Origin of the sequence: Corynebacterium sp. A21, assembly GCF_052266655.1 — a bacterium.
Classification (GTDB): Bacteria; Actinomycetota; Actinomycetes; order Mycobacteriales; family Mycobacteriaceae; genus Corynebacterium.
Map to the genome: position 1 here is coordinate 350,197 of NZ_JBQPQY010000001.1, position 17,818 is coordinate 368,014.

Consider the following 17,818-nt stretch of genomic DNA (forward strand, 5'->3'; position numbering starts at 1 on the left):
GTCGTGGATCAGTGTAACCCCTGCGCCGGATTAGCGGGTCAACAGCTTCTGGATCTCCGCCTGCAGTTGCGGAATTACGCCGCTGAAGTGAGTAAGGACACCACCGATCAGGGCGGCCAAGCCAACCAGGCCAGCCAACATCCCGGTGGCGGAGCTGCTGCCGGAGGGCTGCGGGGTGGTGACCATCGAGTCGATTTCGAAGATGGTGGTGGTGCCGGAGACTTCATTTCCTACGGCCAGCAGGTTCTTGCCGTTGGGGGAGTCGGCAGCCGGGATGAAGGCCAGGCCCTCGGGGCCGAGGTCGCCACCCTGGGCCCAGTTGCCGTTGAGCTCCTCGGTCTCTTCGTCGATGGCGCTGAGGGAGAAGTCGCGGTTGTTGACGTAGGTGACGTACTCGGCGGCGGCCGGGTTGCTCACGTCGTAGACGAAGACTCCGCCGATACGCTCCAGACCGATGAAAGCATAGGTTTTTCCGTTGATCTCGCCAAGTGCCACACCCTCCGGCTCGGGGCCCTTGTTGTCGGAACGACTGTCGAACCAGGCCTCATCATGGGAGGCGTTGAAGAGGAGCTTGCCCTCATCGTGGAGCTGGGCGAGCTTGTCCTCGAACTGCTGGCCAGAGTTGAAGACCTTGTTGCCGGTGGTGTCGAAGATGGAGAAGCCGCGGCCACCGAAGGTGTAGAGCTCGGTGAAGCAGGAACCGTCCTCGGACAGACCCATGGAGGTGGTGATGTTCAGGCGGCCGAGGTTGCTGTCCTCCTGCAGCTGCGCGATGCTCAATTCGGAGCCGGTCTCGAAGTCCTCACAGATCGGGGCCAGGCCCTCGTCCTCGTCACCGAGGTCCTTGATGCGGACTTCCTCGGAGTAGGCCTCCCAATCGCGGGCATCTCCCTCGTTGGCCATGACCAGGTAGTTCTGGCCACCGGTGGAGTAGGACTCGATGGCATCGGGCATCGGGATGGACTTGATCGGCCAGTTCTGGATGTTGATCCCGTCGTCGCGATCGGAGGCGTCGATCCCGAAGTCGGTGGAAAGGTCGTTGAAGCCGAGCGGGAAGATCTCCTCGACGGTCGCGCTGGCGAGATCGATCACCGCGATGGCGTTGTTCTCCTGCAGGGTGGCGTAGGCCTTGCCGTCGATCTCGGTGATGTACTCCGGCTCCAGGTTCTGGGCGATGGTGGTGGAGGCGCCGACCTGGCCGAAGATACGGACATCTTCGTGCAGGGTTCTGGTGCCACCCTCATTCCACGCCCGGAAATCGGCCACGCGTACGTCGGTCTGGGTGGGGGCTTCGACGACTCCCAGGGCTGGCAGGGTGACGATGGAGACGGAACCCTCCGGGTCAGCTGTGTAGTCCTCAGCCGGCTCACCCTCGTTGGCGGAGAAAGCGTACTTTCCGTCGGCGCTGATGCCGACCATGTCCGGCAGGGCACCACCGAGGGTGACGCGGCCAAGTTCCTCGCCGGTATTGGCGTCGAAGAAGAGCATGGAGCCCTCAGCGGTCTTGTCGGCGGGTTCGACATTGGCCACCGCCAGGCCATCCGCGCGCACGGCCACGGAGTTGATGCTGTTTCCTGCGCCGGAGGTGATTTCGGTGACCTTGGTCGGGTTGGCCGGGTCGCGCAGGTCCAGGATGTCGATGTTGCCGGAGAGGGCGTTGACCACGAGCAGCTGCTGGGTCTCGGCGTGATAGGTGACGATCTCCGCGGCGGATTCGTCGAACTGGCCGGTTTCATGGGAGCCCAGCGGCTTCATGGAAATCTCAGCGCCCGGGGCGGCGTCGATGACGGGATTGGCTACGACGGCGGCGTTTGCGGGGACGACCAGCGTGAGGCTGGTGGCGACGGCGGCGCAGAGAGCGATAGCGCTGCGGCGAATAGACACGATGAAGTTCTCCTAAACGAATCCTCCGGGCATGAATATCCCAGAACATTCAAATTGCGGGTGTGGTAATCATCATGCGCTGGAAAGGTAATATTTCATCTAAGCACGGGGGCTTCTCAGGTGTCAGGTCCATGAACATTGGGTTAAGTGGGTTGCGGACTCTGATCCTGTATCAGAAGGGTCTAAACTTTTGACCCATGAGCGATTCACTGAACACCGACACCATTCCGACCTCGGTACCTTCCGAGCCGATTCGCGCCGCTGATGTCCAGCAGGCTCAGGCTCGAATTTCCACGGTGATCGCCCCGACCCCGCTGCAGTACTGCCCGCGGCTCTCCGAAGAGCTCGGTGCAGAGGTCTACCTCAAGCGCGAGGACCTACAGGATGTGCGCTCCTACAAGATCCGTGGTGCCTACAACTCCATCAGTCAGCTCAGTACTGAGGAGCGGGCCGCCGGCATTGTCGCCGCCTCGGCCGGTAATCATGCCCAGGGTGTGGCTTATGCCTGCCATCAGCTGGGGATTCAGGGCCGGATCTACGTGCCGTCCAAGACCCCGAAGCAGAAGCGTGACCGGATCCGTGTTCACGGTGGTGAGCATGTGGAACTGGTGGTCACCGGAGCCAACTTCGATGAGGCGGCAGCTGCCGCGCGTGCCGACGCCGCCGAGACCGGTGCCCTGATGATCGAGCCCTTCGACGCCCGCAACACGATCATCGGCCAGGGCACCGTCGCCGCCGAGATTCTCAGCCAGCTGACCTCCCTGGGCAAGTCTGCCCACACGGTGGTCGTCCCGGTCGGTGGCGGTGGCCTGCTGGCCGGTGTCATCAGCTATTTCGCGGACATGGCCCCGCGGACCGCCATCGTCGGGGTGGAGCCCTCCGGTGCAGCCTCCCTACAGGCCGCCCTGGCTAACCGCGGCCCGGTCACACTGTCGGAGGTGGATACTTTCGTCGATGGTGCCGCGGTCAAGCGGATCGGTGACCTCAACTATGAGATCATCGAGCGCAACCAGGGGCGGCTGCATATCCTCGATGTTTCCGAGGGCGCGGTCTGCACCGAGATGCTCGACCTCTACCAGTCAGAAGGCATCATCGCCGAGCCTGCAGGTGCCCTGTCCGTGGCCGGCCTGCGCGAGCTGCACCTGACCCCGGGAGAGGTGGTCGTCTGTATCATCTCCGGCGGCAACAATGACGTGCTGCGTTATGGCGAGGTCATGGAGCGCTCCCTGGTCCACCGCGGACTGAAGCACTACTTCCTGGTCAACTTCCCGCAGGAACCGGGCCAACTGCGCAACTTCCTGGAGAACATCCTCGGCCCGGATGATGACATCACCCGCTTCGAGTACCTCAAGCGCAATAACCGCGAGACCGGCGCTGCGCTGGTTGGTCTGGAGCTGGGTGCCGCCGCCAACCTGCAGTCCTTGCTCGAGCGGATGGAGGCCTCCCGTATCGACTGCCAGCAGCTGCACCCGGGCACCCCGGAGTACTCCTTCCTGATCTAGCTAAGGCCGGATCAGGGCGAAGCCCCAGGCATCAAGCCGGGTGCGGTCCTCCTGCACCTCGGGGGAGGTGAAGCTGTAGATCAGTTCCCCGCCGTGGGGGACCTCGACCGGCTCCGCGGAGAAGTTGGCCAGCAGGAGCACATCCGCATGGCCCATCAGCAGCCAGGGATGGTCCTCGGTGCCGCCTTCCACCCGGAGCTGATCCAGGCGGGGGCGGGCCAGGCCGAGTTCGCGGCGCAGCTGGAGGAGGCGTCGATAAGCGCCGAGGATCTCGGAGGCCGGGGCATCGAAGTTCCAGTCCAGCTTCGCGGACTCGAAGGTGGCCGGCGCGGCGGGGTCGGGGACCTCGTCCTCAGACCACCCGGAGCGGGCGAACTCGCGGCGGCGGCCTTCGCGGGTCAGCCGGTTGAGTTCATCATCGCTGTGGGAGACGAAGAAGGGGAAGGGCGTCTGCGCCCCGAACTCCTCACCCATGAACAACATCGGGGTATAAGGGGAAAAGTAGATCACCGCGGCCTTGAGCACCTGCTGCGCCGGGCTCAGCGTCATCGAGGGCCGATCGCCAGCCGCCCGGTTCCCGGTCTGGTCATGCGTGGTGGTGTAGGCGATGAAGCGGTGCGCCGGAATCAGCTCGCGATTAACCGGCCGACCGTGATGGCGGCCGCGGTAGCTGGAGTAGTTTCCGGTGAAGAAGTAGGCCGCCCGCAGCGTCTTCAGCAAGGCTTCGAGGGAACCGAAATCGGCGTAGTAGGCGTGCTGCTCACCGGAGATGAGGGTGTGCAGTCCATGATGGATATCATCGGCCCACTGGGCCGCCAGGCCGAGACCGCCAGCCGCCGGAGCGGTGATCACGCGAGGATCGTTGAGATCAGACTCCGCGATCAAGGTGCGGGGAACCCCGGTGGTGGCGGTGAGCTCATCGGCGATGTGCTGCATCTGGGCCAGGATGGACTGCGCCCCGGTGTCATCGAGAGCATGGATGGCATCCAGCCGTAGCCCGTCGATGTGGAATTCGGCGAACCACTGCCGCACGGCATCGAGGATGAAGGCGCGGACCTCATCGGAATCGGGCCCGTTGATATTGATCACCTCACCCCAGCCGGTGGAGCCCCCCGAGGTATAGGGGCCGAAGAAACCGTTGTAGTTGCCTTCGGGGCCGAAGTGGTTGAACACGACGTCGAGGTAAACCGCAATGCCCGCCCGGTGCGCGGCGTCGACAAGGTTTTTCAGGCCCTCGCGCCCGCCGTAGCTTTCCTGCACCGCCAGCCAGGCGACCCCGTCATAGCCCCAGTTCCGCTCCCCGCCGAAGGGCTGGACCGGCATCAGCTCGATGGCGCTGACCCCCAGGTCCGCGAGGTAGGGGAGCTTTTCGACGACCCCGGCGAAGTCACCGCGGGGGCTGAAGGTCCCCACATGCAATTCATAGAGCACACTGCCGGGCAATACCCGCCCCCGCCAGGAATCATCTGACCAGGCGAAGTCGGGGGAGTCCACCCGGCTGAGGCCGTGCACCCCCTCCGGCAGGGAGGTGGAACGAGGGTCGGGGAGGGTGGGGGAAAATCCCTCGCCGGCATCGACCCGGAAGCCGTAGTGTTGCCCCGGGGTGGCGGGCACCGTACTGCTCCACCAGCCACCTGTACCAGAGGACATCGGGTGTAACTGCTCCTGGCCATCCGCGGTGCGCAGCACCAGACGGACATCGTGGGCATGGGGCGCCCAGACGGTGTGGGGGCGGTGTGATCGCAGCGAAGTCATATGCCCAGCGTAGGAGAGGGGAGCCGACGCCGCCATCGGTAGAATCGGCGAACATGTATCAACTACCCGCCGCCGGAGTCACGACCACCCATGAACGGGAGGTCAAGCGCTCCCGATTCATCACCCTGATCAGGCGGGTCCGCTCTGAGAGCGAGGCCCGCGAGTTCATCGCCGAGACCCGCCACCGATACCCCGATGCCCGCCACCACTGCAGTGCCTTCATCCTCCATGTCGAGCGTGCGAACCCCATTGAAAGATCCAGCGATGACGGTGAACCTGCCGGTACCGCCGGAAAGCCCATGCTGGATATGCTGCGCGGCTCCGGGATGCTGGACCTGGCGGTGGTGGTGGTCCGCTACTTCGGTGGCATCAAGCTCGGTGCCGGGGGACTGGTCCACGCCTACTCCAACTCCGTCGGAGAGGCCTTGCCACTGGTCAACCGGGTCACCCGGGCGGAACGCGAGCTCTACACTGTGGAATTTCCGCACTCCGAGGCCGGCCGCTGGGAGGCAGAACTCCGGGCCCGCGGAGCTGATGTGGTGGGCAGTGAATATGGCGCTGCCGTGACCTACACCCTGGCCATTGACCCCGGGGAGCTCGCGACCCTGAACTCCCTGCTGGCGGCGGTGACCTCCGGTCAGATCTCCCCGGAGGAAGCTGGTTCCGCATGGGTGGAGAGCAACTGACTAGACTGTTGCCCATGAGCATGCAGCAGCACCCCCACAACCCCATCGAGCAGCGCAAGCAGGCCGTTCGTAAGCACACCCGCAATGGAGCCATCGCCGTCGGTGGCGGCATCATCGGCGGTATCGCACTGACCCTGATCCTCACGAACTGGACCTTCCTGATCCTGGGACTGATCGTCGCCGTCGTCGGTGGCCTCGCCGCATACCGCAAGGTCACCCGGATCATCAACCACAAGGACCAGGTATAAGCCATGCCTGCCTCCGCCGGCACCCCGGTCCGGGTAGACGCCTGGGTGTGGGCGGTCCGACTCATCAAGACCCGGTCCATGGCTGCTGAGGCCTGCCGCGCCGGGCATATCAAGGTCAACGGTGTTTCGGTGAAGCCGGCGCAACAGGTGGTCCCCGGTGATCGGGTCCGCGTGTGGCGTGATCACCGGGAAATAGATGTCGAGGTGCTCGATACCCCGAGGAAAAGGCTCGGCGCCCCGGCGGCCCGGCTTTGCTATGCCGATCATTCCCCGCCGCCCCCACCGAAGGAGATCCTGGCTTCGCAGCCGCAGCGTGATCGCGGGGCCGGCCGGCCGACCAAGCGGGAACGCCGGCAGCTCGATGAACTGCGCGGACGTCCCTGAGGGCGTCGAAAAGCTGGGTTAGCGGCCGTCCAGGATGCGTCGTACCCGCGGGATGACGTCCTCGCCGTAGCTGCGGATGGTGTCCATGGCGTGCTCGTGGAGCACCGGGCCATTGGAATACTTCAGGGTGAAGCGGTCCAGATTAAGAGCCTCGACCGTGTCGGCGATCTTCGCGGCGACGGTATCGGGGGAGCCGACGTAGAGGGATCCGCTGTTGATCTCCTGCAGGAATTGGCCCTTGGTCGGGGCCGGCCAGCCACGTTCGGCACCGACCCGGCGTTGCATGGCCATCCACTGGAAATAGAGCCGGTCCTGGGCCTCGGCATCGGTGGCGGCGATCAGCCCGGGGGAGTGGATACCCACCGGCATGTCCGGGTTGCCCAGTTCCTTGTTGGCCCGGTGGTAGAGATCCACGAAGGGCAGGAAGCGACGGGATTCGCCACCGATGATCGCCAGCATCAGCGGCATCTTCTGACGTGCGGCGCGGACCACGGACTCCGGGGACCCGCCGACGGCAACCCAGGCCTTGAGCCCGGCAGTACTCGGTGGGTAGAGCTTCTGGTCCTCGAGACTGCCCCGGATGGTGCCGCTCCAGGTCACACCCTCGCCAGCCTTGTCTGCCTCGAGGACGTGGCGCATGAGGTCGAGTTTCTCCTCGAAGAGGACCTCGTATTTGTCCAGGTCATAGCCGAAGAGCGGGAAAGATTCGATAAAGGAGCCGCGTCCCAGGGTCATTTCAGCGCGACCCGAGGAGATTGCGTCGAGGGTGGAGAAGCGCTCGAAGATGCGGATCGGATCATCGGAGCTGAGCACGATGACCGAAGTCGTCAGCCGGATATTTTCGGTCTGCGCGGCGATGGCGGTCAGCACGATATCGGGGGCGGAGACGGCAAAATCATCGCGGTGGTGTTCGCCGACACCGAAGACATCCACCCCGGACTTGTCGGCGAGGATACCCTCAGCGACGACGTTTCTAATGACCTGATCGTGTGGCAGTGGTTTATTGTCGGCGTCGTGGGTGACATCGCCGAAGGTGTCGAGACCGAATTGAACGTGATGGGAAGACATGAAGATCCCTCGCAGAGACTGATTTGATTGCTAATGTAAGTGACACGTCAACAATATCAGTTTTCGGAGGGATCCGATAGCGCTCAGATGAAGCACCGAGGTGCCAGAGTGAAACCAGGCGGTGCTAGAACCTGCTGATTACCACAGGCCCCAGGTGGCTGGCGGGAAATTGATGCCGAAATCGCGGAAGAAGTCTGCGGTTGCCAGCGCCCAGACGTGGATCTGGTCTGCGAGGACCGGGAAATCTTCACGGATGGAAATACTGCTCATGGGGGTAAAACTCCTTAAATATTAGGGCGCTGATACCCGAGCGACGTTACCCTTTTTCCACCGTGATGTGGGCGCGACGCATCTTGTCTAAGCGGGACTTTAATTGTTGTGCCCGCTGCGCGGCACGCGAGCCGGTGGCTCCAGTGCGGCTGATGTGATCATCACCATAACGGCGCAGCAGGAGATCATCGATGAGTCGGACCTGGCCCGGCCGGAACCGGTAGTTCATCGCCCGGCTCAGGGTCTCGATGTCCCCGACATTGAGCAGTAGCCGCAGTTCCGCCACGGTGGTCACTCCATTGGCGGTGAGGATCTCACCGAGCCAGCGGAAAAGATCGGAACGCGGCCGTGGGAAGCGGTTACCCAGGAGCACCGCCAACACCCCGGGCAGGGTTTCGGCACTCAACTCCACCTCATCCACCGCGGTGTTCTCCGCAGTGGACTGGACCGTGGCGATCAGGTCGAATTGCTGGTCCGCCAATTCGATGAGGCCGGCCGCCAGGGTAAACGCCCGGTCGACCGCCGGGTCCGGCGCCTCGGGGCCCCGCTTGTAGCGGATATCATGCTCGAACTCGGCCCAGGCGTGCTGTAGCACGGTGCGGATCTGAACCTCAAAGGTCAACCCCCGGAACTCCTCGAGTTCCTCCGGGGAATCCTCGTTGACCTCGAGAACCAGGTGGTGGGAACCATAACCGAAGGTGCCGGAGATCCGGGTTTCGGTGGTTTTGTCCACATTGCGGTGCACCTTGAAGGAGTCCCGCAGCAGTGAGATCGCCGCCGGAATTTCCGTGGAGTGATAAGTGGTCACCCGAACGCCGACGATGTCATGGATATCAGACCAGGGCTCCGGGTACTGCGGGCTACCGTCCGGGTTACGTTTCCGGGCCTTCATCTTCAGCGAGGGCCAGTCCTTGATCCGGGCCCACACCCGGTCGTAGGTGACCCCACCATCGCTGAGGAGATCCTCCAGCGCCTCCGAGAATTCGGCGGCGGCGAAAGGGTGGGAGCGGATCCACTCGTGGTAGTAGCTCCCCAACCGGGCGATCACTTTGTTGTTCATGGCGAGAGCGACTCTACTCCTTCACCGGCTCAGCCATCCGACGCAGCAGTGCGGTCGGCAGGACCTGCAGCACCTCCGTCACGGGAACGGTTCCACTGAACTCCCGGCCGGAGAGTTCCTCATACCAGGTGCCGGAAGGCAGCGTCAGGGTGGTCTCCCGCCAGCCCCCCTCACGCTGCAGGACCATCGGGAGCCTGGTGGCCAAGGCGATGACCTCCAATCCCGCGGCACCGGAGTCCACGCCCCGGGCCATGCCGATGAGGTGCGACCCCGCCGGCCCTTCGGCGAACACCGCCTGGTGGTCCCCGGCGGAGAACAACTCCGGGGAATTCTGCCGAATCTTCAGCGCCGCGTGAATCAGGGCTTGCTTGGCACGGTCGGCGTGCACCGCCAGGTGTGGGTAGGCATCAAAATCCTCGCTGCTGCGGTCTTCGGATTCGCTGTCTTCGAGGTCCGAATAACTTTCCTCGGCGATCGCGAACCAGTCCACGCCCTCCTTGAGCAGCGACAGGGACTGGTGGCGGGCGGTGTAGTCGACGAAGCGGCGGTTATCCGGGTCCACCAGATGATCGGTGAAGAATTCGGTGCCCTGGTAGGTGTCCGGGATGCCGGGGCCGATCAGCTGCAGCAACTTTCGGCCCAGCGAAATCTGCACCGCAGCGCGGTGAAGTGGGGCGATGAAGGTGGTGATCAGGCCGGTGACGGGCCCGTCGAGAAGCACGTCCACCCAGTCTTGGATGGCTTTCTCGAAGCGGGCGTCCGGATCTGTCCAGGTGGTGTGGACCCCGGCTTCCCGGATCGACTTGAGAGCATAAGCCTGGAATCGCTTGCGCAGTGATTCGGGGACCTCGCCTCCCACCGGCCAGATGCCGAGCAGGTTCTGCAACAGAAAATGTCCGGTTCCCTCATCGGGGGCGGGCACCACGGCGGTGATCCGGCGCACGAACTCCGCAAACTCATCGGGGATCTCGGTCAGCTCGATGATCCGGGCGCGGACGTCCTCACCACGCTTGGTGTCATGGGTGGACAAGGTGGTCATGGTGGCCGGCCACAGGCGGGCACGTTCCTGCTGGAGCAGGTGGAACTCCGCCGCCGAGACCCCGAAGCGGCCCGGCGCGCCGCCGACCTCCTGCAGCGCAATGAGCCGGGCGGCCCGGTAGAAGGTGGTGTCCTCGACACCCTTGGCCATGACCGCGCCACAGACCTGTGCGAAGCGGATCTTGGCCTCAGAGTCCGCGAGCAGACCTGCGGCGATCAGATCGAGGGCGCCGCGTCGTGAGGGGAAGCGTTTGCTCATCTCCGCGACGAGGGTGGCCACCATCCGGGACAGGGAGATGTAGTCGGCTCGGTAGACCGGCATCGCGGCGACCAGCTCGACGATGGTGGTGATCAGCTGCTCATCGGAGACTGAGCTGCCGGCGGTGGAGAAATTATCCCGGCGCATCGCCCGCGCTAGCCGGCGGACCTCGGCGGAGAGCTCATGGCGGGCGACCTCACGCTTGAGTTCCTGTTCGGAGGCGGTGATAGCTGCCTCATCCCAGGTGGAGCCGGACTGCTGCAGGGAGAGCATGGAGAGATTGTCCTCGGACTCACGGTTGATGAACACCCCGTCGAGTTCCCGCAGCGCGTCATAACCGGTGGAGCCATCCACCGCGAGACGCGGATCCAGGGGCTCCTCCACACCGAGGATCTTCTCGACGATCAGCCAGCGTTCCGGGCCGATCAGTTCTCGCAGCTGGGTGAGGTAGTCGAAGGGGTCGGAGAGCCCATCCGGGTGGTCTACGCGGACCCCGTCGATGAGATCCTCGGCGATCAACTGGCGCAGGATACGGTGGCTGTGCTCAAAAACCCGCGGGTCCTCCTGCCGGATACCTGCCAGGCCGTTGACGGAGAAGAAGCGGCGGTAACTGATCACCCCGTCGCGCCAGTACATCAGCCGGTAGCACTGCTTCTCATGGACCTCACGGGGATCATCATCGAGGGTGTTGAAGCTGCCGGGGCGCACCGGAAAGATATTGTCGAAGTAGGCCAGCACGGGTTCGCCCTCGTGCTCGCGGAGTTCAAGCTTCTCGATGTCCTCGGGTGCGCCGAGGATCGGCATCCCCAGCCTGCCCCCGGCACCATTGTCCTGGTGCCAGTCGATGTCGAAGTAGTACTCATATTCGGAGTCCCGGCCATGGGTCAGGACATCCCACCACCAAGGGTTTAACTCCGGTTGATCGATCCCGACATGGTTGGGAACGATGTCCATGATCAGGCCGAGGCCTTCCGCATGCGCCACCTCAGCGAATTTGCGCAGCCCCTCAATCCCGCCCAGTTCCGGGTTGATCTCGGTCGGGTCAATCACGTCATAGTTGTGGTTGGACTCCGGCGGGGCGGTCAGGATCGGGGAGAGATAGAGGTGGCTGACTCCCAGTTCGGCAAGGTAGGGAGTGACCTCAGCGGCCTCAGCGAAAGTGAAGGCACGCCCGGATCCGTCGGGGTCTGACTTCGGGCCACGCAGCTGCAGGCGGTAAGTTGCGGTGATCGGACGAGGGGACATGCTCTTCCTCCGGTGATGACGATGAAATCCACCTGGTCGGTGAACTTCGGCAAACGGCGAACCTACTACTGGCGGTGGATCTACCAGGGTCGGGAGCTTCACCAACATGGACTTTCCGCACAGCGGAGAAATCCGACCCTGCCCAGCCTAATGAGCAATACCCGAAACCGCCGGAAAACCGCATTCATAGGAGATCTCCCACCCACCCAGAAGTGCCTCCCCGGGCACCATGGAGTGTTCCTCAAGACGGGTGCTGAGGGTTCGGAGCTCAGGGGCGTTGGCCGGGAAGGCCAGCAGTACCTCCCGGGTAGGGGCCAGATATCGAACCTCGGTGCCCAGCAGTCGGCGCAGGTGGGAATGCAGGACCGTGAAGGTGTGCGGATGTGCCAGCCAGGAGGTTGGACTGGCCCCGGATGCGCCCACCTGGAGTGCGGGCAGTGGCTGCGCGAAGAGCATGGCGGCCGGGCGGGTGTAGAAACGGATGCCCTCCGCCTCCCGGGAATGATGCAGCACATTGTCTGCCGCCAGATCCCAGGCCTGCTGTGGGGAGAGATCCAGCTCGCCCAGACCCCGCTGACTCACTGTGACCAGGGAGGTGTGTCTGGTTGCGCGGCTAACTCCGGAGCCCGGGCTTTCCGGGGAATCGCCATGGCAGTGCAGCCCGGCACGGAGCTGGCGCGACAGGGCGATGCTTGCGGGACTGTCACTGAATCCATCGTCACTGAGCCCCGGGCGGGAGAACTGGTCAACGCGGTGCAGCATCGGTAGTAGCCGTCCCCGCGCGAGCTGGGTGGGCGGCTGCGCTTCGGCTGCGGGCAGCGCGCTGCGGGCGAGTTGCTGGAGGGTGGTGGTCATTCTGGGTGGCTCCTGGAGGTCCGGGCACGCGGTGTACCCTCTACCTCCATAGACCAGGTTGCCGAGCGAATGGTTCCCGGGGCGGGAAAGAACCCCAGCTCCGGGCAGTCGCTAACTCAGCCCCTGTGCTGATCTTAGAAGGGCGGCTGCTCATCGAAACCGATGGCAGTGTAGAGCTCCGCGGCGGTCCAGATCGCGATGTCCTGTCCCTTGGCGATCAATTCCTCGGCGCGCTTCTGCTTGGAGGTCTTGGTGGCCCAGGTGCCAGCCACCAGGATCGTGGTCTTCTTGGTGACGTTCTTGCCCACCAGGCCGCCGCGTTCGGCGATGCCCGCCCAGAGACTTCCCTTTTCAAAGGGGTCAAAGTCCCCGGAGAGGGTGACGTGCTGGCCGAAGAGGATGCCATTAGGATCGGCCTGCTCATTGGGTTCCGGGATGGTGTCCGGGGTGGCTACCGCAGCCCAGGGGGCAGGCCCCCGGCGTGCGCTGGCCGGTGCCTCCGCCGCGATCTCATCTTCGGTGAGCAGTGCGTTCTCAGAATCTGCTCCGGACCTGGCCACAACCGGATCTTCCCAAGCCGAGCGGGAACCGGCATCCGGGGTCCCGCCGCCGGTGGGGTCCTCGGCAGCTTCATCAATCCGGGCCCCGGCAGCGGCCAGACCAGCGGCGAATCGGCGCTGCTGCAGGGCGATGCCCGCGCCGGAGCGGTCCCGGAGCACTGGGTACACCCGCTCCGGGCTCAGCGTACCGATGGTCATGTTCCGGCTGTGGAAGAGCTCCGCAAGAGTGCCCTGGAACTTGTTCGCCCGGGCCAGTGCCACGGTGATGCCGGCGCAGGCGCGGGCATCCTCGGTGGCGTCGTGGTGCTTCTTCAGCTCCACACCGAGGTGCTCGGCGACGAAGGGCAGGGAGTGACTGCGGATGGGAAGTTGCTCGCGCCGGGCTAAGGCCAGGCTGCAGCCGAAGAAGAGCGCGGGGGCTTCGATTCCGGCAGCGGCGCAGGCCCGGAAGAGGGCGGTCGCATCGAATTGCGCGAAGTGGGCGAGGAAGGGGAGGTCGCCGATGAACTCGATCAACTGCGGAAGTCGTTGCGCGAAGGTGGGTTGATCAGCGACATCCTCGGGGCGGATACCGTGGATCCTGATATTGGCTGCCGTGAAGTGCTCCAGGCCCGGGGGCGGGGTGCACAGCCAGGACTCGGCGGCGACCTCCACCCCATCGATGTAGCGGACCACGCCGATCTGGCAGATGGATCCCCAGTCGTCATTGGCGGTCTCGACATCGAAACCGACGAAGTTCAATCCCGGGACCATCGGGGCACCGGTAGCTTCGCCGCGGAGAGCGGCCTGCACGGCGGCCTGGAATTCGGCGGCGGCGTCCTGCTGGTTGGGGGCGAAGGTGATGGTGAGGTCTGGACCCACCAACTGCACCGCTCCCGAGGTCAATGCGGTGGGGCTGGTGTGGTTGATGCCGGTGATCCGGGAGACCTCGACTTCGACATCGGAACCATAAAGAGCGGTCAGCAGCTCTGAGTAGTGGATCTGGATGGAGTCATTACTGACTGTCAGCTGCGCACCTTGGGCGGGGATCACGGTACGGGGGTCCTTCCTGCTGTGTCGTCCGGGGCTGATATCTAAGGCGGACTTCAAGGTCGTTCAAGCCCCGGCTCGGTATTCTCCGGCAAGCTTACCCGTGAGACCGGTCACCGACCCCAGCCCCTCTCTTCGTCCCCCGGGAAACCACTTTTAGCAGCAGAGACAGAGAACCGGCGCTGATCTTTCAGTGCAGATCAGCGCCGGTTGGGAAGTAGTTCCGGAGGATGTTTAAGCGTTGGCGACGGTGAAGCGGGCGCGCTGGTGCGCGGGCTTTTCGATCTCGTCCAGGGCGGCGACGGCGAAGGTGCCGGTGCTGACCTTGTCACCGGCGGGGACGGCGTCGGAAAGCTTGTGGGAGGCGGTCTTTTCGCCGGGCTCAATGACCGGGGAAGGGGCGAGCATGACCCAGTTGAGTTCAGCTGCGGAGGCACGGTAGGCCTTGAGCACCTCGACAAAGGCCTTCGGTTCATCGGCGTACTCTTCGGGGATGACACCGGCGTCGATGAGCAGGGTGCCGTCCTCGGTCTCGAGTCCGCCAGCGCCGCCGACGATGAAGAGGCGGGTTTTCGGGGCGGCGTCGATCAGATCCTGATGAGCCTTGATGATGTGGCTGAAGTCGCCGGTCTCGCGGCCACCGGCGACGGAGATGACCAGTACATCGCTTTCCTCGGCGAGGGCAACCGCGGCGGCGGTGTCGGTCAGCTCGACGGAGCGGTATTCCACGCCCTTGATCGGGGAATCGGTGGCTCCGGAGCGGTTGGTGCCGATAACTTGGTGGCCCCGGGAGATTGCCTCGCGGGCGATATCCTGGCCGATCATGCCGGTCGCGCCAATGATGCTGATTGTGCTCATGGTTAAATTCCTCATCCTCTAGTAGGTTGCCGTAGCAAGTACTCACCTTAACCACAATACTTACTAAAGTAAAGCACTAATTTTCTTCAAGGATTAAGCTGAGATCATGAAAGATGAGAATTCGGGTTTCCCGCAATCCACGCCGGACCTACCCTGGGATCCCTACAGTCGGGGATGTATCAGCCGGGGACTGCTGGACTCGGTCGGTGAGAAGTGGGCGATCCTGATTCTCACCTCCCTGGGTACCGGTGCCCGGCGCTTCGGGGAATTGGAGAAGGCCGTCGACGGCATCTCCCAGAAGATGCTCTCCCAGCGCCTGCAGCGCCTGGTTGCTGATGGCCTGGTGCGGCGTACCGAATACCGGGAAATCCCACCGCGCGTGGAATATGAACTCACCGAGTTGGGTCGTTCCACATTGCCGGTGTTGCATGCCCTGGTGGGGTGGACGGTCGACCACATGGGGGAGGTCCTGAGTAGCAGAGACAGGCAGAAGGTGGACGGGGATCACTGATCCTCGTCCACCTTCTGGTGTGCACTGATTAGAGGGGATCCTCGGCGCTGTAAATATCCTTCACCGGTGCGGTCACTTTCTTCGGCTCCGTGGTCTCTTTGGGCTCGGCCTCGGGATGCGTGTCTGCACCCTCCGGACCCTCCGGACCCTCAGCTGGCTCGACGGGCTCGGCTGCTTCCGGAGCGGCTTCCGGCTCAGCTGCAGTACCTTCAGCGGCCTCGGTCGCAGCTGCATCGCTGTCCTCTAGCTGTTCTGAGGTAGCTGCTTCGGTGTTTTCTTCAGGAGTTGCCGCAGTGGCCTCCTCAGCTACTTCGGCTTCCGGGGACTCTTCGTTGATCTCGGCCTCGGTACGCAGTGCGTTAAGCTCGGCGGCCGGTTCATAGTCGTCGTAGATGGCAGGTTCGATCTGCTTGAGCACCATGCTGGCACGCGCGGGGACCTCAATGGTGCCACCGGCGTCGATGACCTCGGCCTCCAGCGGGTAGCCGGAATCCTCGGTGGTGTCGACGATCAGCTGCCATTTCTGGCCGAAGTAGGTCGGCGGCAGGGTGAAGGCGATCGGCTCATGGTGGGCGTTGAACATCAGGATGAAAGAGTCATCCTTGATCTTCTCGCCGCGGGAGTCCGGCTCGGTGATGGCGTCACCATTGAAGTAGACCATCAGGGACTTGCCGAAGGCGAAGTCCCAGTCGGACTGGGTCATCAGCTTGCCGGAGGGGACCAACCAGGCGATGTCACGGTCCCGGACATCGGCACCCAGGGGGCCACCGGCGAGGAAGCGGCGACGACGGAAAACCGGGTGGCGCTTACGGATATTGAGCAGTCGCTTGGCAAAGCCGTGCAGCGCCGCGTTCTTATCCAACTGCTCCCAGTCCATCCATGCCAGCTCGCTGTCATGGCAGTAGACGTTGTTGTTGCCGCCTTGGGTGCGACCGATCTCGTCACCGTGGGAAATCATGGGGGTTCCCAGGCTGAGCAGCAGGGTGGTCATGAAGTTGCGGACCTGGCGGTGTCGCAGCGCGATGATCTCCGGATCCTCGGTGGGTCCTTCGACACCGTGATTCCAGGAACGGTTGTGGCTCTCACCATCCCGGTTGTCCTCACCATTGGCCATGTTGTGCTTATTGTTGTAGCTGACCAGGTCATTGAGGGTGAAACCATCGTGAGCGGTGATGAAGTTGATCGAGGCGGTGGGGCGACGGTCATTGTTGGCGTAGAGGTCCGAGGAGCCGGTCAGCCGGGAAGCGAACTCGCCCAGGGTGGCGGGCTCACCGCGCCAGAAGTCGCGGACGGTGTCGCGGTATTTACCGTTCCACTCGGTCCACAGCGGCGGGAAATTGCCCACCTGGTAGCCGTTCTCTCCGACGTCCCAGGGCTCGGCGATGAGCTTGACCTGGGAGACCACCGGATCCTGCTGGACCAGATCGAAGAAGGTTGCCAGGCGGTCCACATCGTTGAATTCACGGGCCAGCGTGGAAGCGAGGTCAAAGCGGAAGCCGTCGACACGCATTTCCGTGACCCAATACCGCAGGGAATCCATGAGCAACTGCAGGGAGTGCGGGTGTCGGACATTCAGCGAGTTGCCGGTTCCGGTGTAGTCCATGTAATGGAACTTGTCATCGTCGACGAGCCGGTAGTAGGCCTCATTGTCGATGCCGCGGAAGGCGATGGTCGGGCCGAGGTGGTTGCCCTCGGCGGTGTGGTTGTAGACCACATCGAGAATGACCTCGAGGCCGGCCTCATGGTAGGCACGGACCATGCCCTTGAACTCACTGACCGCGCTGCCGGGCTTGCGGGCGGCGGCATAATCCTGGTGCGGAGCGAAGAAGCCGAAGGTGTTGTATCCCCAGTAGTTGCGCAGGCCGAGATCACGGAGGCGGTCATCCTGGAGGAACTGGTGGACCGGCATCAGCTCGATGGCGGTGACACCCAGATCTTTGAGATAGCTGATGATCGAGGGGTGGGCCAGACCCGCATAGGAGCCACGGAGGGAGTCCGGGATATCCGGGTGGGTCATGGTCATGCCCTTGACGTGAGCCTCATAAATGACCGTCTCATTATAAGACGTGCGCGGAGAACGATCGGAGCCCCAGTCGAAGAAGGGATTGATGACCACGGACTTCATGGTGTGACCGAGGCTGTCCTCATTATTGCGGCCGTGCGGGTTGTCTGGGTCAGTGATGTCATAGCTGAACAATGAGGGGTGGCCGTCGAACTCGCCGTCGAAAGCGCGGGCATAAGGGTCCACGAGGAGCTTATTCGGATCACAGCGCTTGCCGTTGGCGGGGTCATAAGGGCCGTGTACGCGGTAGCCATAACGCTGACCGGGCTGAATCCCGGGGAGGTAGCAGTGCCAGACGTGGGCATCTACTTCCGCGAGGTCGATCCGGACCTCGTTCTCTTCACGGTCTATGAGGCAGAGTTCCACTTTATCGGCGACATCAGAGAAAATGGCGAAGTTTGTTCCTGCCCCGTCATAGGTAGACCCGAGCGGGTAAGCGTCGCCGGGCCAGACCGGAAATGGAGCAGTAGTTGAAGTCATGGTTGCTAAGCATAGTGTCCTAGCGGCGCGATCACCTGTTATGCCGTAGATGGGGGAGTCCCAG

General features: G+C 63.4%; 15 protein-coding genes. 5 read left to right on the forward strand and 10 right to left on the reverse strand.

From position 1 onward, the window contains the following. Positions 1–30: 30 nt before the first annotated feature. Positions 31–1,884: a choice-of-anchor I family protein gene (locus tag ACTU46_RS01580; protein ID WP_443378282.1), complete on the reverse strand. Its 1,854-nt coding sequence runs from the start codon at positions 1,882–1,884 to the stop codon at positions 31–33. Positions 1,885–2,081: 197 nt separating this feature from the next. Between ACTU46_RS01580 and ilvA the strand changes: the two genes are divergently transcribed. Then, complete coding sequence (ilvA, locus tag ACTU46_RS01585; RefSeq protein ID WP_443378284.1) at positions 2,082–3,386, forward strand: threonine ammonia-lyase IlvA; 1,305 nt, start codon at positions 2,082–2,084, stop codon at positions 3,384–3,386. On the opposite strand, the gene treZ is transcribed toward ilvA, so the two are convergent. Continuing rightward, on the reverse strand, positions 3,387–5,141 hold the full coding sequence (gene treZ / locus ACTU46_RS01590) for a malto-oligosyltrehalose trehalohydrolase (protein WP_443378286.1): 1,755 nt from the start codon (positions 5,139–5,141) through the stop codon (positions 3,387–3,389). Positions 5,142–5,194: 53 nt separating this feature from the next. Here treZ and ACTU46_RS01595 point away from each other — a divergent pair, with 53 nt between their 5' ends. Genes ACTU46_RS01595 through ACTU46_RS01605 form a run of 3 tightly spaced genes read left to right on the forward strand, consistent with a single transcriptional unit; the run spans position 5,195 to position 6,459 of the window. Then, positions 5,195–5,827 carry an IMPACT family protein gene (locus ACTU46_RS01595; RefSeq protein ID WP_443378288.1) on the forward strand — a complete coding sequence of 211 codons (633 nt, stop codon included), beginning with the start codon at positions 5,195–5,197 and terminating at the stop codon, positions 5,825–5,827. A 14-nt stretch (positions 5,828–5,841) separates the two neighbouring features. Continuing rightward, positions 5,842–6,075, forward strand: a complete 234-nt coding sequence (locus ACTU46_RS01600) for a hypothetical protein (RefSeq protein ID WP_443378290.1) — start codon at positions 5,842–5,844, stop codon at positions 6,073–6,075. A 3-nt stretch (positions 6,076–6,078) separates the two neighbouring features. Further along, positions 6,079–6,459: an RNA-binding S4 domain-containing protein gene (locus ACTU46_RS01605; protein WP_443378292.1), complete on the forward strand. Its 381-nt coding sequence runs from the start codon at positions 6,079–6,081 to the stop codon at positions 6,457–6,459. A gap of 18 nt (positions 6,460–6,477) precedes the next feature. Here the strand turns inward: ACTU46_RS01605 and ACTU46_RS01610 are convergent, their stop codons facing one another. From ACTU46_RS01610 to ACTU46_RS01640, 7 genes are all read right to left on the reverse strand, one after another. Then, positions 6,478–7,527 (reverse strand): Atu2307/SP_0267 family LLM class monooxygenase, encoded by a 1,050-nt coding sequence (locus ACTU46_RS01610; RefSeq protein ID WP_443378294.1) that lies wholly within the window; start codon positions 7,525–7,527, stop codon positions 6,478–6,480. 138 nt (positions 7,528–7,665) lie between these two features. Next, on the reverse strand, positions 7,666–7,797 hold the full coding sequence (locus tag ACTU46_RS01615) for a hypothetical protein (RefSeq protein ID WP_443378296.1): 132 nt from the start codon (positions 7,795–7,797) through the stop codon (positions 7,666–7,668). A gap of 46 nt (positions 7,798–7,843) precedes the next feature. Further along, entirely contained in the window at positions 7,844–8,857 is a 1,014-nt protein-coding gene (locus ACTU46_RS01620) for a GTP pyrophosphokinase (protein ID WP_443378298.1), read from the reverse strand. A gap of 13 nt (positions 8,858–8,870) precedes the next feature. Then, complete coding sequence (gene treY / locus ACTU46_RS01625) at positions 8,871–11,399, reverse strand: malto-oligosyltrehalose synthase (protein ID WP_443378300.1); 2,529 nt, start codon at positions 11,397–11,399, stop codon at positions 8,871–8,873. Positions 11,400–11,546: 147 nt separating this feature from the next. Next, entirely contained in the window at positions 11,547–12,254 is a 708-nt protein-coding gene (locus ACTU46_RS01630; RefSeq protein WP_443378302.1) for a hypothetical protein, read from the reverse strand. A 134-nt stretch (positions 12,255–12,388) separates the two neighbouring features. Further along, a complete protein-coding gene (locus ACTU46_RS01635) occupies positions 12,389–13,846 on the reverse strand; it encodes an exonuclease domain-containing protein (protein WP_443378304.1) in 1,458 nt (485 codons plus the stop codon). 231 nt (positions 13,847–14,077) lie between these two features. Further along, the gene (locus ACTU46_RS01640) at positions 14,078–14,701 is read right to left on the reverse strand and encodes an NAD(P)-dependent oxidoreductase (protein ID WP_443378306.1); all 624 of its coding nucleotides are present in this window, start codon (positions 14,699–14,701) and stop codon (positions 14,078–14,080) included. Positions 14,702–14,807: 106 nt separating this feature from the next. On the opposite strand from ACTU46_RS01640, the gene ACTU46_RS01645 reads away from it, so the two are divergent. Further along, positions 14,808–15,212, forward strand: a complete 405-nt coding sequence (locus tag ACTU46_RS01645) for a winged helix-turn-helix transcriptional regulator (RefSeq protein WP_443378308.1) — start codon at positions 14,808–14,810, stop codon at positions 15,210–15,212. Positions 15,213–15,240: 28 nt separating this feature from the next. Here ACTU46_RS01645 and glgX read toward each other — a convergent pair whose 3' ends face one another. Further along, complete coding sequence (gene glgX / locus ACTU46_RS01650) at positions 15,241–17,754, reverse strand: glycogen debranching protein GlgX (RefSeq protein WP_443378310.1); 2,514 nt, start codon at positions 17,752–17,754, stop codon at positions 15,241–15,243. Between the last annotated feature and the right edge of the window lie 64 nt (positions 17,755–17,818).